General features: G+C 51.8%; 19 protein-coding genes and 1 riboswitch. Of the genes, 10 read left to right on the top strand and 9 right to left on the bottom strand.

Annotation, left to right across the window (positions count from 1 at the left end; translation table 11 throughout):
- The first annotated feature begins 71 nt into the window (after positions 1-71).
- From BUB30_RS30460 to BUB30_RS30420, 9 genes are all read left to right on the top strand, one after another.
- A complete protein-coding gene (locus tag BUB30_RS30460; RefSeq protein WP_073142145.1) occupies positions 72-629 on the top strand; it encodes an NUDIX domain-containing protein in 558 nt (185 codons plus the stop codon).
- Positions 630-662: 33 nt separating this feature from the next.
- Entirely contained in the window at positions 663-2027 is a 1365-nt protein-coding gene (locus BUB30_RS30455; protein ID WP_073142143.1) for an MATE family efflux transporter, read from the top strand.
- Between the two features lie 244 nt (positions 2028-2271).
- On the top strand, positions 2272-3102 hold the full coding sequence (locus BUB30_RS30450) for a helix-turn-helix domain-containing protein (RefSeq protein ID WP_084138480.1): 831 nt from the start codon (positions 2272-2274) through the stop codon (positions 3100-3102).
- A 64-nt stretch (positions 3103-3166) separates the two neighbouring features.
- Positions 3167-3670, top strand: coding sequence for an SgcJ/EcaC family oxidoreductase (locus tag BUB30_RS30445; RefSeq protein WP_073142491.1), 504 nt, complete (start codon positions 3167-3169; stop codon positions 3668-3670).
- 163 nt (positions 3671-3833) lie between these two features.
- Entirely contained in the window at positions 3834-4397 is a 564-nt protein-coding gene (locus tag BUB30_RS30440; RefSeq protein WP_073142141.1) for an acyl-CoA thioesterase, read from the top strand.
- A 61-nt stretch (positions 4398-4458) separates the two neighbouring features.
- A complete protein-coding gene (locus BUB30_RS30435; protein WP_073142140.1) occupies positions 4459-5793 on the top strand; it encodes a M24 family metallopeptidase in 1335 nt (444 codons plus the stop codon).
- 48 nt (positions 5794-5841) lie between these two features.
- A complete protein-coding gene (locus tag BUB30_RS30430) occupies positions 5842-6576 on the top strand; it encodes a lysophospholipid acyltransferase family protein (RefSeq protein ID WP_073142138.1) in 735 nt (244 codons plus the stop codon).
- Positions 6566-6853, top strand: a complete 288-nt coding sequence (gene gatC / locus BUB30_RS30425) for an Asp-tRNA(Asn)/Glu-tRNA(Gln) amidotransferase subunit GatC (protein ID WP_073142136.1) — start codon at positions 6566-6568, stop codon at positions 6851-6853. Before BUB30_RS30430 ends, gatC begins: the two co-directional genes overlap by 11 nt.
- A gap of 190 nt (positions 6854-7043) precedes the next feature.
- Positions 7044-9998: a tetratricopeptide repeat protein gene (locus BUB30_RS30420; protein WP_073142134.1), complete on the top strand. Its 2955-nt coding sequence runs from the start codon at positions 7044-7046 to the stop codon at positions 9996-9998.
- Here BUB30_RS30420 and BUB30_RS30415 read toward each other — a convergent pair whose 3' ends face one another.
- From BUB30_RS30415 to BUB30_RS30380, 8 genes are all read right to left on the bottom strand, one after another.
- Positions 9999-10523 (bottom strand): SET domain-containing protein, encoded by a 525-nt coding sequence (locus BUB30_RS30415; RefSeq protein ID WP_073142133.1) that lies wholly within the window; start codon positions 10521-10523, stop codon positions 9999-10001.
- Between the two features lie 316 nt (positions 10524-10839).
- Entirely contained in the window at positions 10840-11730 is an 891-nt protein-coding gene (locus tag BUB30_RS30410) for a sulfite exporter TauE/SafE family protein (protein WP_084138478.1), read from the bottom strand.
- 214 nt (positions 11731-11944) lie between these two features.
- The gene (locus BUB30_RS30405) at positions 11945-14857 is read right to left on the bottom strand and encodes a TonB-dependent receptor (RefSeq protein WP_073142129.1); all 2913 of its coding nucleotides are present in this window, start codon (positions 14855-14857) and stop codon (positions 11945-11947) included.
- 75 nt (positions 14858-14932) lie between these two features.
- Positions 14933-15841 carry an ATP-grasp domain-containing protein gene (locus BUB30_RS30400; protein ID WP_073142128.1) on the bottom strand — a complete coding sequence of 303 codons (909 nt, stop codon included), beginning with the start codon at positions 15839-15841 and terminating at the stop codon, positions 14933-14935.
- A 240-nt stretch (positions 15842-16081) separates the two neighbouring features.
- Complete coding sequence (locus BUB30_RS30395; protein ID WP_073142126.1) at positions 16082-16930, bottom strand: phytanoyl-CoA dioxygenase family protein; 849 nt, start codon at positions 16928-16930, stop codon at positions 16082-16084.
- 355 nt (positions 16931-17285) lie between these two features.
- Positions 17286-17390: riboswitch (SAM riboswitch) on the bottom strand.
- A 108-nt stretch (positions 17391-17498) separates the two neighbouring features.
- Positions 17499-18728 (bottom strand): sterol desaturase family protein, encoded by a 1230-nt coding sequence (locus tag BUB30_RS30390; RefSeq protein WP_073142125.1) that lies wholly within the window; start codon positions 18726-18728, stop codon positions 17499-17501.
- A complete protein-coding gene (locus tag BUB30_RS30385; RefSeq protein ID WP_073142490.1) occupies positions 18703-19461 on the bottom strand; it encodes an alpha/beta fold hydrolase in 759 nt (252 codons plus the stop codon). The genes BUB30_RS30390 and BUB30_RS30385 overlap by 26 nt, the downstream gene beginning before the upstream one ends.
- 294 nt (positions 19462-19755) lie before the next feature.
- A complete protein-coding gene (locus tag BUB30_RS30380) occupies positions 19756-20277 on the bottom strand; it encodes a hypothetical protein (protein WP_073142123.1) in 522 nt (173 codons plus the stop codon).
- Positions 20278-20843: 566 nt separating this feature from the next.
- On the opposite strand from BUB30_RS30380, the gene BUB30_RS30375 reads away from it, so the two are divergent.
- Positions 20844-21806, top strand: a complete 963-nt coding sequence (locus BUB30_RS30375; RefSeq protein ID WP_073142121.1) for a phosphatase PAP2 family protein — start codon at positions 20844-20846, stop codon at positions 21804-21806.
- Between the two features lie 13 nt (positions 21807-21819).
- Here BUB30_RS30375 and BUB30_RS30370 read toward each other — a convergent pair whose 3' ends face one another.
- Positions 21820-23079 carry a YeiH family protein gene (locus BUB30_RS30370; RefSeq protein ID WP_073142120.1) on the bottom strand — a complete coding sequence of 420 codons (1260 nt, stop codon included), beginning with the start codon at positions 23077-23079 and terminating at the stop codon, positions 21820-21822.
- Positions 23080-23247 lie beyond the last annotated feature (168 nt).

Below are 23247 nucleotides of genomic sequence, written 5' to 3'. Positions count from 1 at the left end.
AATGCGTAAATGATTTCCTGCAAAAAAGAATTGAATAGCTTTGAGCATCACCGCAAAACCGACGGCGAATCATGTCCCAAAACGAAATAAAAAATCCGTGGACCACGCTTTCCGGCGAAGAGAAGTACGAGAACCCGTGGATCAAGGTCACTGAATATCAGGTGTTAAACCCTTCCGGGGGAAAGGGCATCTACGGCAAGGTGCACTTCAAGAACAAAGCCATCGGCATTGTGCCCGTCGATGCCGAGGGCAACACTTGGCTGGTCGGTCAATATCGGTACACGCTCAATGCGTTTCACTGGGAGATCCCCGAAGGCGGCAGTCCTTCGCACGAGCAGGCCGAATTTTCGGCCCGCCGCGAGCTGCAGGAAGAGACGGGCCTTACCGCAAAAAAATGGACCGAGCTCACGCAGATCCACACCTCCAATTCCGTCACCGACGAGGTAGGCTACATCTTCCTGGCCGAAGACCTCTCGCAGGGCGACTCCGCCCGCGAAGCATCCGAAGCCGACATGAAGGTGTGGAAGCTGCCGCTGTCGGAAGCCGTGGCGATGGTGCTGCGCGGCGAGATCACCGACGCCATCAGCATGACCGGCCTGCTGCTGGTGGCCCGGCTGAAAGACCGTTAACGTCCATCCCAAACCTGCTTCGCCTATCTCCCCATGACCATCAAGACCCACATCAAGGAAAATTTCCACCTCGCCTACCCCGTCATGCTCAGCAACCTGGGCCACGTGCTCATGGGCTTCACCGATAACATCATGGTGGGTCACGTGGGCGCTACCGAGCTGGCCGCTGCCGGGTTGGCCACGGTGGCCTTCAATGTGTTGTTGCTGTTTGGTATCGGGGTGTCGTATGCCATCACGCCGCTGGTGGCAGAAGCCGATGGGAAGAAGGATGATCGCAGCATCGTGGAAACGTTGCGCCATGGGTTGGTCATCAACGTGATCAACGCCTTGCTGCTGGCGGGTGTGGTCTATGTGGGCAAGCGCGTGCTCTATCACATCGGCCAGCCGCAGGAGGTGATCGATAAGTCGATTCCCTTTCTGAGCATCATCACGTTCTCGCTCATTCCCGTGCTCATTTTCCAAACCTTCAAACAATTTGCCGAGGGATTATCCAATACGCGTGTGGCCATGATCATCATGGTCGGCAGCAACGTGGTGAACGTCTTGTTGAACTACATGCTCATCTACGGGCATGGCGGGTTCCCGGCCATGGGGCTTGTGGGTTCGGGATGGGCCACGTTTTCGTCGCGGGTGTTTATGGCGCTGGCCATCGCGGGCTATATTTATTTTGCTCCGGAATTCCGGCGGTTTCGCGGCGGGTTTGTGTTGGGAAATTATTCGCGTGCGCTGTTCAGCAGAATGTTGCACATCGGTGTGCCCAGCGGGGCGCAATTTATTTTTGAAGTGGCCGCGTTCGATTTTTCGTTGGTGATGATGGGATGGCTCGGCACGAAGACGCAGGCGGCACATCAGATCGCCATCAACCTGGCCACCATCAGCTACATGACCACGGCCGGTCTTGCGGCGGCGGCCACCATTCGCGTGAGTTATTTTCTCGGGAGAAATGATGTGAAAAATATGAAGCGGGCGGCCTACACGTTGCTTGGCATGGCGCTGGTGTTCATGTCGGCGTGTGCGCTGGGCTTTGTGTTTGGCCGGCATTGGCTTCCCGCATTGTATGTGGACGACGCCGAAGTGCTCCGCATCGCCGCGTCGCTCATGATCATTGCCGGGCTCTTCCAACTTTCCGACGGCACGCAGGTGGTGTGCATCTCGGCGCTGCGCGGATTGCAGGATGTGAAAACACCATCACTGTTTATTTTTATTGCGTACTGGATCATTGGCCTTCCGCTAGGGTATGGATTGGCGTTTAAAGCAGGCTTTGGATCGTCGGGGATCTGGCTGGGGCTTTCCATTGGGCTTACGCTGACGGCGCTGGCCATGTTCTTTCGATTGCGCTTGCTGATGAACCGGATCCCGGTGAAACTCCATGTCCCCGTTCCTGCTAATGAAGTTTAACTACAAACAAAAAATATTCTCGGGACCATCGCTTCGCATAGGCCTGGCGGAATTCGTCATTTGTGTTCCAACCTTTCGTTCCGTAACTTCGGTTGTCCCGGTTGACAGCTTCGCAGCAGTTTGCTAAAGTCATTTACAACATCATCGATACCTGCGACTGCCATCCCCGTTACTTCATAATCGCCAACGTTAGCCGTTATTCCCTTGTTGTAGCCAACGGTAGTAAGCACAAAAAGCGGTCATCATGTTTCAACAACTCTACGAACCTCATCCGGCCTTAAAGGGATTTGTGAACAATATCATGATCCACGAAATGAAGTTTGACGCCACGGAAACGGCGCAGCCCTTTTCTATCCCACCGCTTCCCGAACATTGCATCATGTTTTATGTCAGAGATCGTTCGGAGACAGCGTGTATCGCCACGGAAAAAAAAATGACGCTGCCGACTTCCATCGTGACGGGGCCCAACATCAACAGGCATATCATCACGCCGGGGCGTCATCATTTGTTTATCAAGGTGGGATTTCAGCCGGGAGGATTATATCGATTTTTAGGCATCCCGATGAATGAGCTCGTGTGCCAAGATGAGTTTGACGGGATGGAACTGCTGGGAAATAAAATGAGAGAAGTAAATGACCAACTGCAAGAGGCCATTTCTTTTCACAAAATGAAGACGATCGTCGAAAATTTTCTACTGAAACAGCTGGACAAATTAAAAGAAAACTTACCCATCGATCATGTGCTCCCCCTGCTGATCCAAGAACGTGGACTGATCAAAATAGATCAGCTGGCATCTCAAGCCTGCCTCAGCACACGGCAATTTGAAAGGGTATTTAAGCAACGGATCGGCATGCCACCGAAACATTTCTCCCGTTTGGTAAGATTTTCACAAGCCTGGATCCTCAAACAACAACAGCCTGACATTAGCTGGGTTGAGGTTGCCCTTCAATGCGGGTATTTTGACCAGATGCACCTCATCCGCGACTTCCAGGAATTTGCCGGGGTCAATCCTTCCCATATTGAATCGGAGTTTCTGAGATCGCAGGTTAAATTTTTTATCCGGCTGTTTAATTAAGATGTCGCCTTTGTACTATGCGCAGGCCTCGGCGCTGAGATATCTTTACCCTAAACAATCAGTTATGAAAAAAATAATCACAACCACTGCCCTCCTGTTATTCATCAATGGACTTAGCCTTGCCCAGGATCGTGTAAAAGATGAAGCCGCCATTCATAAGCAGGTCGATGCCATGATCTATAGCTGGAACCATCACAATTATGATGATTTGAAAAACTATACGACGGAAGACACCGACTGGGTAAATGCCCCCGGAATGTGGTGGAAAGGCCGGGAGGAGTCGCGATATGCGCACCAGGTCTATCATGAAACCTTGTTTAAAGAGTCGGTAATAGAGAAAAAATCGGTTGCCATCCGGTTTATTACAAAAGACGTGGCCATCGCGCACCTGTATTGGCACTTCAGCGCTTTCACCGCTCCTGATGGAGAAAAACCTGCCAGCGATTGCATTGCAACCGTTGTCTATGTAAACCAAAACGGAAAATGGTTAATGACAGCAGCACAGAATGTTGCGATCGACCAAAACGTGCAACAGTATGACCCGGTGAAACAAATGCCCAAGCACTGAGTACCGTCAGAAAATTCCGGCCACGCCGAACACCTACTCCGCCAGCAAAAAGAAACGCCACGAAGACCGTGGCGTTTTCGTTTTACCCCCTTGTCCCCTTTTTGAATTTTGTAGTACATTCAGCCCATCATTTTTTCCTATCTTTTCACAAAGTAAAATTCCCATGCCCGACGCCGCCAAACCTGTCAGCAAATCGCAGACCACTATCACCGAACTGATGATCCCTTCCTACGCCAACTTTGGAGGAAAAATTCACGGGGGCATCTTGCTGTCGCTGATGGACAAGGTGGCCTATGCTTGTTCCAGCAAGCACGCGGGCACGTATTGTGTGACAGTGTCGGTGGACCGGGTGGAGTTTTTGAAGCCCGTGGAAGTGGGTGAGCTGGTCTCGTTGCATGCGTCGGTGAACTATGTGGGGCGCTCTTCCATGATCGTGGGCATCCGCGTGGAGGCCGAACACGTGAAGAACAGCACCGTGCGCCACACCAACTCCTGCTACTTTACCATGGTGGCCAAAGACGACCACGACAAGCCCGCGGAAGTGCCCAAGCTGATCCTGGAAACGCACAACGACGTGCGCCGGTTTATTGAAGCCATGCACATGAAAGAGATCAAAAGCCGCATCAACGAGCAGCTCGACGATGTGAAGTCGACCCTGCATGTGAATGAGGCGATGGAGTTGTTAAAGAAAGAACGCTGTATCATTGCTTTTAAAGACGAAGAATAGCGCATCGTTTCAAAAACATCTTCAAAAAATCTACTGAACCACCTACTCTTCGAACCTCGTCATGAAATATTTACTACTCCTCCTTGGAACGCTCCTTCTTCCTTCCGCATTCGCACAAAACCCGCTTATCCTATCGCAACGCGAACAAGCCAAAGTGATCGACGAGATCCTGGACGACCGGCTGAGAACGGTGCTTCCCGGCCTCATGCGCAGGGAAGGTTTCGACATGTGGATCGTGATGTCGCGGGAATACAACGAAGACCCGGTCATCAAAACCCTGTTACCCGCCACGTGGATGGCCGCGCGGCGCACCACGATGCTGGTGGTGTTCGATCGCGGCGAAGGCAAGGAAATGGAATACCTCGCTGTGGCGCGCTATGACGTAGGGAAAGTTTTTAAACGCGCGTGGGATCCCGACCAGCAACCCGACCAATGGGCTCAACTGGCCAGCATCATCCAGGAACGCGATCCCAAAAAGATTGGCGTCAACAAAGCCGAACATTATGGCCACGCCGACGGCCTCACCGCCAACGACTACGAGCTGCTGCTCAAATCCCTGAACAAGAAATTACATCCCCGCATCACCTCTGCCGAGCGGCTGGCCGTGAGCTGGCTGGAGACGCGGAGTGAAAAAGAAATGGTGATCTATCCACAGATCTGCCGGATCGCACACGAGATCATCGAAGAAGGATTTTCCGATCGCGTCATTCAACCGGGTGTCACCACCACCGAAGATGTGGTGTGGTGGTATCGCGAAAAAATCAGTGCGCTAAAACTCGACACGTGGTTTCATCCGTCGGTGTCCATTCAGCGCAGCGAACCCGATGCCATTTTCACCAAACGTCTCCAACCCGTAGTGATCCAACTCGGCGACTTGCTGCATGTCGACTTCGGCATCACCTACCTGCGCCTCAACACCGACACGCAACAGCATGCCTATATTCTCAAGGCTGGAGAGACCGACGCACCTGACTATTTGAAAAAAGCGCTGCGCCAGGGCAACGCGCTGCAAGACATACTCACCGGCAACTTTGCCCTGAACAAAACGGGCAACCAGATCCTGGAAGATTCGCGCAAGCAAGCCATCAGCCAGGGACTAACACCCTCCATCTACACGCACCCGATCGGCTATCACGGTCATGCAGCCGGCACCACCATCGGGCAATGGGACATGCAGCAGGGCGTGCCGGGGTCGGGCGACTATGCCCTGCACTACAACACCGCCTACTCCATCGAGCTGAACGTGACCACGCACATCGACGAATGGAAAAAAGACATCCAGATCAAACTGGAGGAAGACGGCTTTTTTGATGGTGAGGGCAAGTTCCGGTATATCGACGGGCGTCAAAAAGAGTTGATCGTTATCCCGCGGCGCAGTACATTCAATGGCGACTAACCTTACCTTTGCAGACAAAGTGGCTGGCAAGCCTTCACGGGAAACGATATGAAAATTTTAAGAGGCATTCACACCGCCTGGGGATCATTGGTGTTTGGCATTCTCTTCCTGGTATTGCTGCCGTTGTTTCTCATCCCCATCGTGTTCCCCAGCCAGTATAAGTTGGTGGGCATTTTGAACCGGTGGTGGGCGCGGTTGCTTTTCACGTTTATCGGCGTGCCCTTCCGGACGGAATATCGCGCGAAGCTGGACCCAAAACGACAGTACATTTACTGCTCCAACCATTTTTCTTATCTCGACATCCCCGCCATGGGCCTCGCGCCCCACAATGCCATCTTTGTGGGCAAAAGCGGCATCGAGACGGTTCCGCTTTTTGGGTGGATGTATGGCAAGCTCCACATCACGGTGGACCGCAAAAAGCTGAAAAGCCGCTACACGTCTGTGAAGCGCTCGATGGAAGCCATCGACGAAGGCAAAAACCTCATCATTTTCCCGGAAGGGGGCATTGTGACGAAAAAAGACCCGGTTATGGGCCCCTTCAAAGACGGCGCATTCCGCGTGGCGGTGGAGAAACAAATTCCCATCGTGCCTGTCACCATTCCATATAATTGGATAATTTTGCCGCCGGATGAATTCCTGCTGCGCTGGCATCCGCTGAGAGTGATCTTTCACACACCGGTTGAAACGGCGGGCCTGACGGCAAAGGACATCGACACACTGAAACAGCGGGTATTTACCATCATAGACCAAGAATTGAAACAGCACCTGAAAAATGAAAATTGATCGTGCCCTGCTCGATAAGATCGCCCACCTCTCGCGTCTGGAATTCGACGAAAAGGACGCCGAGAAAATGATGAAAGACATGACCGCCATCGTGGACTGGGTAGAGCATCTCAAAGAAGTGGACACCACCGGTGTGGAGCCCCTCACCACCATGAGCCACGAGATCAACGTGCTGCGCGAAGACGAGGTGAAAGAACACCTCAGCCACGAACGCGCCCTGAAAAATGCCCCGAAAAAAGATTCCGACTATTTCCGCGTACCCAAAGTACTGGAATAAGTTGCCTTGCGTTATAGGCTCGCCCTCCTGCACCGGACGTGCGACTACCGGCCTGTTGGGTTGTCGTCGGCACAGTGGACAAGCCCGCGCCGAATGTGTATGATTGAATCGCTGATGGACCCGGCAAGTGGTGAAGCACCTTCCGGGTTTTTATTTTTTATCTTGTAAGTGCATATCGAATTAATTTAAGATGGATAGGGAACCCCTCAACTTCTGGAAAAACTGGCTGAAAGAGTACCGCGTTGTCTGGGCGCTGGCCGGCGGCATTTTTATATTCTCCCTGGCCTTCCTGTGGTACAGTTGGTATCGCGGCCCGGAGGGTGTTATCCATTGGGAGAAATTGCAGGAACAGAAAGTGGTCGAGACCACCGTGCACAGTTTCCGGCTCGGGCCTTTCGAGCTGAGCGTGCCCGGTGAGAGCTACGTCATCTTCGAATACCTCGACGGCAGCGACATTGTTCCCAACACCACAGCCTCTTATCTTTTTCTGATCATCCTGGTCGCCGCGGCGGTCATCATTGTCACCGTGATCACCACCATCGAGCGGTTCTGGTTTTTTATCGGCATGGCCTTGTTCATTGCTTTGCTTGCCGGGTTCCGGCTGGAGGTGCTGGGCCTTTTTGGAAGGTTTGATAAAATTCCTGTCGCCGTCGTGTTGTTCCTCTATGTGGCGCCGGCGTTTTTTTTCAATCGCATCAAGACGACGGTCGCGTTTGTTTACCGGCTGATCTTTTTCGCTTCGCTCACGGTCCTTCTGGCCCTGGTGATCGCTATCTTTTCAACCGTTCCCTTTCCATTCTATCAACTTACGCTCACAGGCTACACGCCCGCAATCATTGTGACGGTGTTGTTCATCATCATCGTTGCCCATGAAATTTTTGCGTCGCTGGTGTTTATCTCCAACCAGGGGACTTCAAAAAGTTTGCGCCATTTTTTGATCATCAGCGTAATCTACCTCGCCAACCTCATCATCACCTGCCTGCACGAGCTGGGTATTGTGCAGTGGAAATTCCTGTATATCAACTTGTATTTGTTGCTGACCATCTCGGCGGTGCTGGGGGTGTGGGGATTTCGCAAACGCGAATCTTTGTATGCCAACATCTTTCCCTACCATCCCTTTGGCGGCTATTTTTTCCTGGCGATGGGTGCGATGGCCTTTGCCACAACGGCCCAGCTGCTGGGCAACGCGAACGACCCGGCGCTGAAGATCATCCGAGACTTTATCATCTTCAGTCACCTGGGCTACGGGTTGATCTTCTTCATCTATGTCTTCTCGAATTTTGTGCTGATGCTGGCGCGCAACATGGCGGTGTATAAAGTGTTGTACCAGCCCACCCGCATGCCCTATTTCACGTATCGCTTTGCGGGCATGATCGCCATGTTGGCGTTTGTCTTCTACTCCAACTGGCAAGAATATGTATTTCACGGCACGGGTGGATTATATAACAGTGCGGGCGATCTGTATACGCTCATGGGCAACTCCACCTATGCGCTATCGTTCTACGACAAAGGCCGCGCCCAGGCGTTCCAAAACAACCACTCCAACTATGCCCTGGGTCGTCTCAAGGCTGCGGGCTACGATTTTGAGGGCGCTCACCTGAACTATGCCTACGCCAACGCCAAACACCCCACACCGTTTTCGCTGACCAACGCCGGCAACGCCTATGTGCGCGAAGGCAACCTGGAAGGCGCCATCCCCGAATATCAGCATGGCCTCCATGTGATGCCGGGCAACGGCGCGCTGGAAAACAACCTCGGCTACGTCTACGCCAAGCTCCACAACCTGGATTCGTCCGTGTTCTACCTGGAGCGTGCACGGCGCAACCGCCTGTCGCAGGCTTCGGCCGAAACCAACTTCTTCGCCCTGGCCGCCACCGAGCACGTGCCGGTGAACACCGATTCGGTGCTAAAGCTTTTCGATGCTACCGCACCTGCGGTGATGAGCAACGCCCTGGCGCTCTCTACTGCGCAAACGCAGGAATTCAAGACGAAGGTGGATCCTCTCGCCGCCAAACAACTCAACCTGTATTCCGCTACGTTGTTGAACAACTACATCATGAAATATGCGACGACAGTCGATACGGTTTTCATCAACGAAGCCTATCGCATGGCCAGCGATTCGTTGAACAGCGATTTTAGTGAGGCGCTCAAGTCGTCTCTGGCGTTTGCCTATTATCACCGGGGAAATGTGTCGAAAGCGTTGGAAATATTGGCCGAGCAGGTGTACCTGAGCCAACAGTACCAGGGAAAATTCAATTACATCATGGGATTGTGGGCACTGGAGCAACGAAATCCGAATTTGGCCAACAGCTATTTTACGTATGCCGACACGTATGCCTACAAGGAAGCGCGTTTCTATAGTGCCATTGCCCTGACAGAAGCCCGCCGGATCCCGGAAGCGCTGATGGCCTGGGACTCGGTGTCGCGCGACCGCGATGTGACACGCCAAGCCATCTCCGTGCAAATGAAAAAGATCCTGACGATGCCGCTGCAGGACGTGCTCCAGGGGACGGATGCAGAAAAATATCAATACTGCCGCTACCGCATTGGACTGGGCGACTCCACGGACTTCAACCGGCTCGCCAACACATTCGACAACGCCAACTATAAAGCGCAGGCGCTCCTGGATCTTAGCCGCCGCTACTTCGAGGCCGATCGCCTGGCACCCGCCATCAATCTCTTCAACCGCATTGCCGGGCTGGAACTGACCGATAAAAATCTTTACAACAACGTGCGCCATTTCGAGTTGCTCATGCTGGCCCACCGCAAAGAAGCGCGCGCGCTGGCACGGCAGATTAACAAGGACATCACGTTCGATGATTCACAAAGCCTGGAGAAATTTCTATACACGGCAGTGGTCGCAGAATCCAGTGCAGACTCGGTGACGGCGGAAAAGCAATATGCGATCCTGGCTACTTACAATCCTTACTTTGAAGAGGGCATTATTGCGGCCGCGGAATTTTATCGCGCCCAGGATCTGAACGGGTTTCGTGCCTACACCATTTTGGCGGAAGCTTTGCAGGTCAATGGCAATTCGATACGCCTGTTGAAGGCCTATGCCGCGGAGGCGGCCCGGAAAGGATTTGATCTGTACGCCGCCAGTGCTGCACAGCGGTTAGACGAGCAGGAGAGAGCGTTGCACTGATCAGTGCCCGTGCTCCATTCGCTTAGCCGTGGCGTGAGCTTTCTTCTTGCCCGCGCCTTTCTTTGATTTCAGGGGAGTGCCGTTCTTCCGTTTGGCTTCTTTCTCCTCTTGTTTCCACAACTTCACGTTTTCGCGGATCACTTTCCAGTAATCTTTTCCATAGTCCACGAAGATCTCGGAACCGGCCGGGATGTCTTTCTTGGATTCGATGTAGGCTTTCACACCGTCGACGGAATATTCGGAGTTGTTCAGCAGTCCTTTGATGCGCACCAGGCCGCGGGCGTCGTTGGCGTAGCGAGCCAGCGCACTTTTGTAGGGCAGGCCATCGATCACGTTGTTGCGGTTGATGAAAAAGATGTAGCCGTTCTTGCCGTCTTCGTCTTTCACCTCAGCCCAGGTGCTGCGGCGGCCTTTGTATTCGACGATGAGCGTGCCTTTGGGGATGAATTTCTTTGTGAACAGACCTTGGCCTGCGTTGGGGATCGTTGACTTCTTAACGTAAAGTTGCTTTTCGAGTAGTGCCATTCAATTTCAAAAGGTCCGGGTCGGTTACAAATCTATAAATGGGGCGCAAGATAAAAGAATTTATACGCCAACAAAAATCAATTGTGATGTGCGCACGCTAACGCGTCCGGTGCTTGTCTCTATCGTACACGCACGGTCACTGCATCGGAAAACGTTGAAATAGGTTCCAGGGCAAGCGGATCACCCTTCTGTAAAGGGCATGCCTGGCCCGTTGAGACACGACGTTTGACGCTTTTTCGCCGACCATGCAAACGAATGAGGCGCTGAAGGCTCAACAAAAACTTAACACAGAAATTCTTTTTTGGTTACGAACCCGTCAGGCAAGGAAGGCTTTCACGATCAAACGGACGCTGACAAGGATGACGACCACACCCACAATGATCATTATTTTTTTTACGGGCAACTTCCGGGTAAGCTGCGCGGCGATGGGTGCGGCAACGAGCCCACCGAGGATAAGTCCCACGATAATATGAAGATATCCCACGCCAATGGTCGCAAAGAACGTGATGGAACTGGCCGACGAGATAAAGAACTCCGCCAGGTTCACCGACCCGATGGTGTAGCGCGGATTCCGGCCTTTGGCGATCAGCGTCGAAGCCACGATTGGCCCCCACCCACCACCGCCGATGGAATCCATGAACCCTCCAAACGAGGCGAGCGCCGGAATATTTTTAGTTTTCGTTTTTGGCTGATGCTTTCGAATGGCCTTGCGCACGATAATGACGCCGAGCACCAGCGTATACGTTGCCACAATGGGCTTTAGGATGTAGTTATATTCCTCGAAAGAAGAAAGCAAGTAAGCTCCCGTCACCGCCCCGGCAATGCCCGGCAGCAAGAGGCTCCGGAACAACTTCTTATTCACATTCTGCAAACGCAAATGCGAAAGCCCCGACGCCCCGCTGGTAAAGATCTCCGCCGTATGCACACTCGCACTCGCCGCCGCCGGCGGCACCCCAAACGACATCAAAAACGTGGACGCACTCACCCCATATGCCATCCCCAACGACCCATCGATCATCTGCGCAATAAATCCCCCCAACACAAAAAGAAAAAACTCCGGCCCCACACCCTCAAGCCACTCACCCCCCCGATCCACAATCACATCAAAATAAAAAACCGAAGCCAACACCACCAACACCCCCGCAGCCACCATCACACCCAAAATGGCCCTCCTATTACTCGTCACATTTTTTTCAGCTACTTCCATAGTTCGCTTGTCTTTATTTTTATTTCCCCTACCTCCTCCATCGCCCCCCACCTAACGAGAAAAGATCGCCCTCCAAAAGAGCGATCCCTCACTTGTCAAGACGCCGTTGTTGGTGTTCTTCACCAACAACCTATTCCCTTTGGGACCCCCTCAACCAAAAACCCACCCACGCTTGTTGGTGTCCTACCAACAAGCTCTTTTCCCTTTGGGATCACTATTTCTTCAACAACCCATCCACCGTAATGGACAAATAATACAACGCCCCAATCGTAGGCCCTGCCGCATATTGAATATACCGGTTGTTCAAAACGTTCGTTCCACCCAGTTTCAACGTCGACTTCAACTGCGGCAGCTTATACGACACTTGCGCATCGAACGTGTGATATGCCGGGATGGTGCCGTTCGCCAGCGGGCTTTGCCACAGGAACGACTGCTGCCATCTGTACACCACGCTGAACCCAAGGTTCTTGGCCACCTCGCGATTGCCGAACGTAATGTTGGTTGCCCAATTCGGCGTGTTGAAGCCGGTGACAAACACATCCGGCTGATTATTTTGAGAGATGTTATTGTAGTTCAGGTTACCCCCTACGGTGAATTTCTTGTAGAAGTTGTAGGTCAACCCCAGGGACGAACCGTAGTTATGGTACTTCTGTTTTGCATTGGTATATACGCGATAGCGTTTCTGACGCGGGGTCCGGTTAGCAGCCAGCATCGAGATCACGGCGTCGTCGGAGCCGACTTGCACCTGCTTGTTGTCGTCGGGATATTTTCCGTCGGTGGTCAGGTAGGGCACGGCCACTTCCACCTGGCCGAGGAAACCATCGTAGGTGTTGGTGTAGGCGTCGATATCGATCACCAGGGTGTTATTGAACAACACGCTTTTGTAGCCCACTTCGAAGGAGTTGATTTTTTCCGGACGGGTAGGCGACAGGTTGGTGGCCTCCAGCAAAGCACGGTTCTTCAACGCCGCGTCGTTTGCGCTCAGCCCGCCTTTCACATCGGTGTTGACGGCCGCGTTGAAGGTGTTGATGGACGCCAGGGTATACGAATTGTCGAGGTAGTTCAAACCGTCGTTGATGTAAGACAAGCCACCCACGCGGCGAATGTTACCGTTGTTCACAAACGAAAGGGCTTCGAACAGTGAGGGGAAACGGTAGCCGTTCTGGAACGAGGCGCGGAAATTATGTTTCTCGGCCACGGTATAGACGGCGGCGATCCGGGGATTGATCTTGGGATTGAATTCCAGGTTGTGGTCCACGCGCAGCGACCCGAAGAGCTTGAGGTGTTCCTTGAAAAGGGTCTTGGTCACTTGCGCAAAGGCGCCGTATTTTTTGTAATACACATTGCTGCCATAGCTGCCGTCGGATTCTGCCTGGGTGCGTTCGGCGATGGGGCGGGAGAAGTCAACAAAGTTGTTGCCATCCGGGATGACTTCGTAAACACGGAAGTCGGCGCCCACCAGCAGATCGAAGATCCTCACCTTTTTGGAAAGATCCCACTGTGCATCGGTGTGATACATGCGGCTGCGTTGCCAGAGGGCCGCGCCACCGGTTGCTGTTCCTGTAGGCACGGAGCTGATGTGATCCCAGTTGTTGATGTTGATGATCTGATCTTTCAGTGCGGTAAATTCGGGTGTGCCCGGCTCTACTCTGCCAGCATCTGCCGCAGCACGTGCACGGCGCATGGCTTCGGCCAGGTCTGTGCCGTTGTTCAACTCCGTTTGAAGCGACCCCTTAAACTTGGTTGTCCAGTCTTTATTGGAAAGGTGCGAGAGATCCAAATTGTCCGACAAAGGCTTCAAGTTATAGGAGTCGCCCGTATTTTCAATGGAGACATACGTGCGAATGAAGTAGTTGGCGCCCTTCAATTCCAATTTGTGGTTTTGAACACGGGCGTTGTTCAATTGGATCTTGTTTCCGCGCTGGAACAAGCCGTCCATTTCACCAAAACGATAGGTGTACGAGAGTTCGGCGTTGTTGCCGATGCGGTAGTGAAGGGCCGCGTCGATCTTTTTGTTGTCCACTTTGCCGGGCACCAAATCCTTTTCCCAGTAGCCTGTTCTTCTGACGATGAAGGACTGGTTTGCTGCGCCGTTGTAGTTTATGCCACTCACGGTTACGGCATTGCTGCCGCTGTCGTCGCCGTATTTATTCCACGCATCGTAGGCCGGGTGATCGGTCACATTCAATTCGGGATAGTTGGGATTGCCAGTGCTCGGTGTGCTGTTGGGATTTTGGTCGTTTGTGGAACTGCCGCGCCAGTCGGTGGCGCGCAGGTAGCTGCCGTTTATTTTAAAGGCCAGTTTGTTGTTGAAGGCATGCGCATAACGCACAGCGGTTTCCGACAACAGGCTGGGATCATAGTCGATACCATCCACGTGGTTCACGCCTGTTTTTTGATAGACGCTCAACCCTTGATAGAGGAAAGGGCTCTTGGTGATGAGGTTAGCCATACCGTTGATGGCGTTCATACCGTACAATGCAGAGGCCGCGCCGGGTGTGATCTCCACGCTTTCGATGTCAAGTTCCGTGGGGCCGATGGCATTTCCCAGCGGCACGCCCAGGGTGGCGGATTGCATATCCACGCCGTCGACCACCTGCATGAAGCGGAAGTTGTTCGGGATGTTGAAGCCCCGTGTGTTGGGCACTTTGAAGGTGAGGCTTGACGTGGTCATTTGAACACCTTTCAAATTTTCGAGGGCATCATAGAAGCTGGGCGCGGGCGAGTCCTTGATGGCGCGCGTATCCATCTTTTCGATGGCCACGGGCGATTTCAATTGTGATTCCTCCACGCGCGAAGCCGTTACCACCACTTCGGCTCCCAGCAATGCGCTGGGCTCCAGCACCAGGTTCACAGTTTGGCCGGGTGACGTAATGGAAACTTCTTGTGTTTTGAAGCCTACGAAAGAGGCCGTCAAGGTTACGGGAAGGGATTTTGCTTTTAATGTGAACCCGCCTTTGAGGTCAGTCACGGTGCCGGTCACGGTACCTTTTATTAAAATATTCACTCCCGCCAGCTCTTCTCCGGTTTCGCCGTCGGTAATTTTTCCGGTAATGATTGCGGGGTCTTGGGCGAGGGCGCCAGTAGCTAACAGGAGAAGAAAGAGGAGTCGGTAAACATGATTCATATTAACTCTATCGTTTTGGTGGATTTCAGGCAAATTTAGTATTAAACACTATCAAGTCAATAGACGTAAGCGGATTTATAGAATTAATTCTATTTCCCGTCTTTTTTGCAGTCGCGATTCGATATGATTGGCCAGGCTGGCATAGGCATCGTGCCCCCCAGGCCGGTGGCCCACAATGAAATTGGAATGGGCGTGAATGGCGTAGAAATAGGGTTGATTATCGCGCCGGTCGATGGCAAATTCCACGCTGGCCACCTCCAACCGCGCAGCACGCGCAATTTTTTCGATCGCTTTAACGATCGTTAGGGAAGGTTGGAAGGGTTCGTTGTCGGCCGTCCAGAAGTCGATGTCGTGGGGCGTGCGATAAAGTTTTACGGCGTATTGAAAGTTGCCGTTGATCACTTCGGCGCGCACCACGTGGTTGCCCTTGGCGGGAATCCATTCCTGGAGGATCCACGGTTGTTCATCCCGCAAGGCCAGCGTTCCATCTTCCCAACCCTCTTTGAGGTCTTGGATGGACTTTACAAGCACGGTTTCCGCTCCGCGGCCGGCGTTGCCTTTCAGGATGATGGGGAATTTGAATCCGTTCGTCGCGACGGTCAACTGGTTGGCGTGCGTCACGATCCGGGTCGTCGGGAAACTCAGGCCCAGGCTGCGCAACAATAAAAGTTGTTGTGTCTTTGATCGTTGCAACGCAATGGCTACCGACCCGTTGATGACGGGCACATGGTGTTGTTCCAGGTGGCTCAGGTAGGGTTGCAGGTTTAGGTTGGCCTGTGATGGGCCATCCACATACGAGGGATAGCTCATATCATTATAGAGCAGGCTATAGGACACATCCGTTTCCGACAAATCGAACCATTGCCGGGCGGGATCGAGCTTCACATACGGCAAACCCCTTCGTTCCAATTCGCGAAACAGGGGATTGAACCATTCTTCATAACTATAAAAGATTCCAATGGGTTTTTCAACAGTGCTAAACATAGCGACGGCGGGTTTAGGTGAATTAAAAAAAAAATTAAAAGCGGCGCGGCTGCGCCATGGTGGTGGGCAGTGGATTAACAACAACAGGGCATCAGCGTCAAACCGTTGACACGAAAATTCATTTTTTGATTTGGTTTTAAAACGATTGACATTCTTTTTATCTCGATCGGTATTCTCTGTTAAAAATCATCCTAATAAAAAGTAAGCGTTGCCCGTGTCGCCGCGGGCAACGCCCTATCATCACGCTGCTTTGCGAAAAGCAGGGACCAGCTTTTTATGTTTTTTCGTGCTCACAAACGGAAGCAGATGCAGGTACAAAGGCGTCGCGCTCTTTTCCGTTTTGGGTTGATATTTTCCGACGATCATCGGGATATACATCACGCGACGGCGGCTGGCTTCACCGGTCACCGGCGAGGGTGCCACGCGGTGCCAGATCCTTCCGTCGTGGATCACGAGGTCGCCGGCTTTGGCTTCCACCAGCACTTCTTTTTCGTCGGCGTAGTTGTTCACGAAATATTTTTTGCGAAACAACAAGTCCCACAAGCCTTGTTTGTGTGTGCCGGGCAAAATGCGCAGACCACCTTTTTGGGCGGTGGAGTCATCGAGATAGAAACCGATGTTCAGCATGGGGGCCACCTTCTTGCCATAGAAGATGTCGCGGGCGCTGTCGGTGTGCCAGCCCATGTGGAAGAAGTTGCTGCCTTCGGTGTTCACGTAGTGGTTGAACACCACGCCATCTTTTTCTTCCAGCCCCAGGCGTGCGCCTTTGGGCATGAGGGCCTTCAACGCGTCCAGGTTGGGATGCGCGGCAAAGCGGCGTACGGCTTCACTATGTTGATTGGTGAAGGCAAAGCGCTGCACGATTTTTTTTCCATTCTCGTCCACGCCGTATTTGATCGGTATGCCATTCACCTTCTCCACGCCTCCGGCCACCCACTGCCTTTGCACTTCTTCCGTGGAGCGGATGATCTCCTGCACGGTGTCTTGTGAAGCGTAGTTCTCAAAATGAATAAAGCCATTATCCTGGAAGAAGGTGATCTGTTCCTGTGTGAGTGCGCCCTGGAATGTAAATTTTTTATACGTTGACATGATGATTTCGAATTTGGTGGTTAAAAAAATTTTGTTGATTAAATGTGACACTGTATTTTATGATATGATGACTATCCGAGAGAGGATCTCAAATCCGCTTAACATCGATAGGGATACACGAATCGTGCACGTTTCATGGTGACAGTGTTTTAAACTTTGATGATGATGATGACAGTGGAATTCCAGCAGGCTGATTCACCCGGCTATTCTTTCACAAAGAAAAAGAGAATTCCGAAAGATGGTTCAGCAACAACAACACGATCCCGTTGCACGGCAACACGTATGTTGATGGGAAGGCGATGCTGACGGATGAGGATGCACGTTGTGCGAAGATTGTGTTGTGTTCATGTTTTTCATTTTATATACCCATATTGTTTTCGGGCAGGATGTAGCACTTATTCTTTCCAGAAAGTTGCTAGAGGTTCGCAGAGCCTGTTCTCTCCCCTCTTCTTTATAAATGATTCGATCGGCTTGTTTTAATCTCTACCAAATCGATAGACAAACCTAATATAAAATACAAAACGATGCAAGGGTCATGAAGGTTTCTTTATCGCAAAATTATTTTTTTTCAACCCTGCCCATACACCAATCGCAGATACCATTTCTGCATGGGCCACAGCATGGCCAGACTGACAACCAAAACTCCCGCCAAAAGTTCCGGGCGCTCTATTATATAGGATGCATACGTTACCACCACCAGCAGGCGCAGGTATTCGAGGTAATAGATCCATCGGCGCTGCTCCAGCAAGGCACCGCAGTTTACCAGCGTGATCAAAATAAAAAGCGTGCCCACCACTTTTTCCAGCGGTTGAGTTTGTTGATAGAACAGTGTGATAAAGAAAAGCACCACGAGGGCCAATCCCAGCTGAATGACGAGATAAACCTTAAACCGGACCAATGCGTTGGTCTCGCGCCGGTCAGGGATGAAACGTTTTTCCAACAACGGCCGGATGTTTTGATCCAACATCTCGGGCGGACCAAAAACAATTTTCAGTTTGTTGCCGATGCCGCTGACTTGTCTTGTGGCGTATAGCAGCTCCAGAAAATAATGAAAGTGCTGCCAGATAAAACTATAGCTCTTCAAGGGATGTGTGAGCCCATATACCGGCTGCTCTTCTTCTTTTTGAAACGTGCCAAACAGCTTGTCCCAAAACACAAACAGGTCGCCATAGTTTTTATTGAGGTATTTTTCGTTGGAAGCATGGTGCACCCGGTGATGCGAGGGCGTGATCAGAATGTGTTCCAGCCACCCTAACGAACGGATCAGTTGCGTATGCGTAAAGAAAGAATATGTGCCATGCACCACCAGAATGGTCATGACCATCGCCGGATGAAATCCGACCAGTGGCAACACCGACCAAAACACATTGCGCACGATGGATTGCAAGGTGGTGATGCGCGCCGAAACGCTGTAGTTGAATTCCTCGCTATGATGGTGCACGATGTGTGCCGCCCAAAATAAATTTATTTCATGTCCCAGCCGGTGATACCAGTACCACACCAGATCCGTGACCAGGATCAACATCACCCACACTCCCCACGTATTGGGAATAGCCCACAAAGCAAAGTGCTCATATATATAGGTGAACACGCCATAAAAGCTGGCCGTCAAAAACAGGTTGAGCAAACGCTCGGCGATGCCGATGCTGATGTTGGCCACCGAGCTATCGAAGTTGAAAACGTGTGTCTTCCGTTGCCGGATGGCCGCGACATACTCCAGCCCCAAAAACAAAAAGAATGCGGGTATGGCCAACGCCGCATAGTTGATGGCATTATTGCTCCAAAAAAATTCTGACATGTCGGTTGAAAAGCTTGGGATGTTCCATCATGGGCACATGCCCACACTGGTCTAAAAAAATCACTTGCGACCGCGGCAACAGGTCGTGAAACTCGAGCGCCACTTCCGGCGGCGTGATCGTATCCTGCCGTCCCCAAATCAGCAAGGTGGGCGTGTTGATCTCGCGCAACATATCGGTGACATTGTGACGCTGCGCCGCCCGCGCCAGTCCGATGATGCTGAGTGTACGGGTGCGGCTTTGCACGGTCTCATACACTTCATCCACCAATTGCTTGGTCACCACTTCGCGTTTATAAAATGTATTCTCCACCCGTTCGCGGATGTAGTCATAGTCTTTCACTCTCGGAAACGTACCTCCAAAAGAATTCTCCGTCAGCCCCGAGCTGCCCGCCAACACCAGCTTCTTCACTTTCTCCGGATGACGCCACGCATACAGCAACGCGATGTGCCCTCCTAAAGAATTGCCCATCAGCGTAACCTGTTCCAACCCTAGTTCCTCAATAAAATTCTCCACATAGTCCACCAAATTATCCAGTCGCTCGCGCGTCAAGGGTGTGGAGTACAGTGGCAACCTTGGGATGAGCACACGATGGGTAGCCGTAAACTCAAACGCCACCTGTCCCCAATTGCTCAGGTTCCCAAACAACCCATGCAACAAAATAATCGGCTCCCCCTCTCCCACATCGAAAAGCGGCACCGTCGGCAATTCAATCGCTTTCATATCTTTTTCCATAGCCATTCCTTTTTTTCTTACCATCAACATCTTCACAGGCCAGCCAACACTTGCTGGTTTTCCCACCAACAAGCTCATTCAGAACCCGTGCCCTGTTAATGTTTCTACCCAACAAGTTCACAAGCTACCCACCCACTTGTTGGTGTCCCACCAACAAGTTTTTTTCGGAAACCCCGCCTTTGTTGGTGTTCCTCACCAACAAAATTCCGCAAACCAGCCTCTCTACCAACCAAAATCAAAACCCCACGTCTTCGTTGGAGTTCTTCATCAACGAATTCCCAAGCAGCCATTTCATCACCGCACCAAAATCGAAACCTGCTGCCTCCTCTCCGCCGCCTGGATCACAAACGACGAATCCTTCGCCGCCACCGCGACCACCGGAAAAGGCAACGCCGGAAAATCATTCACCACCGCTCCCTCTTCCGCTATCACAATAACCGCGTAAGGTTCTGCCGAAGCAATCGCCTTCAACCCTTGAAGACTCTTATCGTCTTGCCACGTATGCGCTTTCGCGATCCGCAGCAGCACTACTTTGCTGGTATATAAATCAAACTCCGGCTGATACGGGTCAACGGCCACGCCACAGGCGCGAATATTTTTTTGTTTTTGTTTGCAGAGCGAGACCGCGTCAATTGACTTTTCGCCCGCTGCTATGTAGACCTGCCGGGTGCTGGCGACGGGGTTGGCTTTACGGGCAGAGGCCGAAGGAGATGAGCCATTGGCTTCAGCGTTCTGCTTGTGTTCCTGCGCGAGTGTCAAGCCCGTTGTGAGAAGCATCCCGATAAAAAGAAATCTTTTCCATCCGCTGCGCGTCATTTCATTTCTCCTTTCGATTGGTGGCTACGGAATGCACCCTTTTAACAGACCTACCACCAATAGTTCTGTCAAGCAGGTGCATTCGCCAGCCATTTGGTTAATTCTCTTCTGTTGGGGATCTTTTGTTGGGATCCGGTGAGATGAGAAAATTCTTTTTGATTTTGTTCAGTTGACCGGGAGTGCCGGTTAGTCCTTCATGTTATGAGGGATTTTATACTGCAAACAACAACAGATGAGGCGCCGGTGAGGGCGCGTGCGGATGGTGGAGTCCTTCTGGTTTGGTGTGTGCAGTTGAGTATGTTTCATTTTCTTTCAAAAAAAAATTAAATGCCAGTCTGAAGACTGGTGTGAAAAAGTGGCCCAAGTGAAAAACACTTGAACCAGCGCCGTTTCATGGGGGTAAAGATATAAAAATTTCTCAAAACAAATAAAGTCTATAGTTTTTATAGAGTTTTATTTTAATTTTTTCTTTCAATCGCATTTTTGGTGGCCTTCAACGCCCGGCTTTCTGTTTTGACGCGTCTGGCTTTTTCTCTATCTTAATATGTACACCAGCATCGATAATAATGAAATCCTCAAAAATTTCCTTGCCGGGAGGAAGATGGAGTATTGCCGTTATTTTGATCCTGTTTTTTGTGCAAACAGGTAAGGCACAGTCGTATGACACCTTGCTTTACTCCAGCGATTCCTCAAAAACGTATAAAGCGACGGTCGTTCCTTATGGGGATCAACTGCTGATCTATAAAACGCCGCGCCCGTTTGCTTTTGTGACGGGTATTCCGAAAAGTATTGTTTTGGCAGGCAAAGAATCGTTTTCAAAGAAAGCCCTTCCCGCATGGGGATTGATCATTGGCTCTACCCTGGCTTTGCTGCCGTTGGACCATCACACGGAAGTGGGTATGCAGCATCTTTGTCAATCCCTGCACATCAGCCCGGATACGGAATATAAGACGCTGGTCGGGTTTAGGTTGGGTTCAAAAGATGTTCCGGTCTATCAGCTTCCTCAAAACGTAAACACATCGCTCTACTCGGTTGGCGAAGGCTTTACCAGTATTGCCATTTGCGGAGGTCTTTATCTTTATGGCAAAATAAATCAGGACCGGCGCGCGGTACAGACGGCTTCACAAATACTGCAAGTGCAATTGACGCTCGGTCTGATCACCCAAACCATCAAACGAATCACGGGCCGGGAGAGTCCGTTTGCAGCCACGTCGCCAACGGGTGTGTGGCGGCCGCTGCCAGGGTTCAAGGAGTTCACCAACAACACGCCGCGCTATGATGCTTTTCCCTCCGGGCACATGGCCACGATGATGGCAACGGTGACCGTGCTGGCCGAGAACTATCCCGAAAAGCGCTGGATCCGTCCAGTTGGCTACACCATCATGGTTCTGGTGGGCGCAGCCATGATGAACAACGGCGTGCACTGGGCCAGCGATTATCCGCTTGCTGTGGGAATAGGATACGTCTGTGGAAAAGCCACGGTGAAAATGAACAGACTGGTACAATACAGGCCGTCGAGAAGGCATTAGGCTCCTGGCTTGTTCAACCGAACAAGAAATACGCAACGATTAGCGTCACAATAACATTGAAAAGCTGCGCGCCCAGGAAAGCATACATGGGCTTTTGTGAATTGGAGTTAAACAGGTCGGAGAATTTTGTTTCCAGACCAATACTGGTGAAGGCCAGAACAAACCACAGGGTTTGGATGCTCTTGAGACCGTCTTTTACTGCGCCAACTTTTTCGGGGCTGAGGAAAAATGAAAAGAGCAGCGACGCGCCCACAAATCCGATAACAAATTTAGGGAACCTTTCCCAGATCACGCCGAGTGTGGGCTTTTGTTCCTGCTTGGCATCCGGCCCTTTGCTGGCATACGTCCAATACACGCTGATGGCAAACGCTGCGAGGCCCAACAACACGTTTTGAGAAAACTTGACGATGGTGCTGATCTTCAACGCTGTTTCACCCACCAAGGTGCCCGAAGCCACTACCGCTCCCGTGGTGTCGATGCTGCCGCCGAGCCAGGCGCCGGTCACTTCCTGGGAGAAGCCATAGTAGCGCGCGATGTAGGGCATCACGATCATCATGGGAATGGCTGTGATGAGCACCAGCGAGATGACATAAGAAAGTTTTTTTGTATCGCCCTTGATGGCACCCGCCGTGGCGATCGCGGCCGACACGCCACAAATCGAAACCGCGCTGCTGATCATCATGGTCAGTTCATCATCGACTTTCAATTTTTTGCAAAGCCAGAACGCGAAATACCAAACGCTGAGCACTACCACCAGCGCCTGCACCAGGCCCAACGAACCCGCCTTCAGAATATCGGAGAAGATCACCCCCGTACCCAACAACACCAACCCGATCTTCACAAACAACTCGGTGGACAGCGCCTCGCGAAACCACTGCGGCAGGTTGATGACGTTGCCCACGAGCAAGCCGATGGAGAGACTGAAGATCACCGCCTCCAGGTTCAGGTCCTTCACGCCTTTGTTGCCGGCCAGCACCAGCGCTACCACGGTCAATAAATAGACAACCGGGAAGACCAGCGCTGCCTGCTTCACCGGTTTGTTGGTGAGCCACGCACCCGCCACGGAAAATACAAATACCAGAACGAACTGTGCCCCGATCTTCGCCAGGTTCTGCGCCGTGAAAACCTTTTCCGACAACTCTTGCATGTTGCTCCAGGAAAATGCGGGCACGGGAACGGTCATTCCCGCCAGGAAAAGAATGATGATCACAAAACCGAGGACCACAACGGCCCAGTCTTCAGGAAGTATTGCTTTGGTTTGCACGGATGCCATGAGTATTGCGTTTGGTCTGGGCGATGAAAGGAGGGAATCTCCATCGTTGCCGGAAGCAATTTAGTACTTCCTTAAAAATATAAGCCGTGCACGGGAATAAATATACAGGAGGTAAATACGGATAACGCCTGCGTGTTGTGCCTGATCAACGGTGCCCTTCCGGAGCCG

Source organism: Chryseolinea serpens (assembly GCF_900129725.1).
In the GTDB taxonomy this organism is placed as follows: domain Bacteria; phylum Bacteroidota; class Bacteroidia; order Cytophagales; family Cyclobacteriaceae; genus Chryseolinea; species Chryseolinea serpens.
This window is presented reverse-complemented; position numbering and strand designations above follow the sequence as displayed.

Coding starts and splice junctions, on each gene's coding strand:
- BUB30_RS30460 (WP_073142145.1), top strand. CDS start 72: ATGTCCCAAAACGAAATAAAAAATCCGTGGACCACGCTTTCCGGCGAA.
- BUB30_RS30455 (WP_073142143.1), top strand. CDS start 663: ATGACCATCAAGACCCACATCAAGGAAAATTTCCACCTCGCCTACCCC.
- BUB30_RS30450 (WP_084138480.1), top strand. CDS start 2,272: ATGTTTCAACAACTCTACGAACCTCATCCGGCCTTAAAGGGATTTGTG.
- BUB30_RS30445 (WP_073142491.1), top strand. CDS start 3,167: ATGAAAAAAATAATCACAACCACTGCCCTCCTGTTATTCATCAATGGA.
- BUB30_RS30440 (WP_073142141.1), top strand. CDS start 3,834: ATGCCCGACGCCGCCAAACCTGTCAGCAAATCGCAGACCACTATCACC.
- BUB30_RS30435 (WP_073142140.1), top strand. CDS start 4,459: ATGAAATATTTACTACTCCTCCTTGGAACGCTCCTTCTTCCTTCCGCA.
- BUB30_RS30430 (WP_073142138.1), top strand. CDS start 5,842: ATGAAAATTTTAAGAGGCATTCACACCGCCTGGGGATCATTGGTGTTT.
- gatC (WP_073142136.1), top strand. CDS start 6,566: ATGAAAATTGATCGTGCCCTGCTCGATAAGATCGCCCACCTCTCGCGT.
- BUB30_RS30420 (WP_073142134.1), top strand. CDS start 7,044: ATGGATAGGGAACCCCTCAACTTCTGGAAAAACTGGCTGAAAGAGTAC.
- BUB30_RS30415 (WP_073142133.1), bottom strand. CDS start 10,523: ATGGCACTACTCGAAAAGCAACTTTACGTTAAGAAGTCAACGATCCCC.
- BUB30_RS30410 (WP_084138478.1), bottom strand. CDS start 11,730: ATGGAAGTAGCTGAAAAAAATGTGACGAGTAATAGGAGGGCCATTTTG.
- BUB30_RS30405 (WP_073142129.1), bottom strand. CDS start 14,857: ATGAATCATGTTTACCGACTCCTCTTTCTTCTCCTGTTAGCTACTGGC.
- BUB30_RS30400 (WP_073142128.1), bottom strand. CDS start 15,841: ATGTTTAGCACTGTTGAAAAACCCATTGGAATCTTTTATAGTTATGAA.
- BUB30_RS30395 (WP_073142126.1), bottom strand. CDS start 16,930: ATGTCAACGTATAAAAAATTTACATTCCAGGGCGCACTCACACAGGAA.
- BUB30_RS30390 (WP_073142125.1), bottom strand. CDS start 18,728: ATGTCAGAATTTTTTTGGAGCAATAATGCCATCAACTATGCGGCGTTG.
- BUB30_RS30385 (WP_073142490.1), bottom strand. CDS start 19,461: ATGGAAAAAGATATGAAAGCGATTGAATTGCCGACGGTGCCGCTTTTC.
- BUB30_RS30380 (WP_073142123.1), bottom strand. CDS start 20,277: ATGACGCGCAGCGGATGGAAAAGATTTCTTTTTATCGGGATGCTTCTC.
- BUB30_RS30375 (WP_073142121.1), top strand. CDS start 20,844: ATGAAATCCTCAAAAATTTCCTTGCCGGGAGGAAGATGGAGTATTGCC.
- BUB30_RS30370 (WP_073142120.1), bottom strand. CDS start 23,079: ATGGCATCCGTGCAAACCAAAGCAATACTTCCTGAAGACTGGGCCGTT.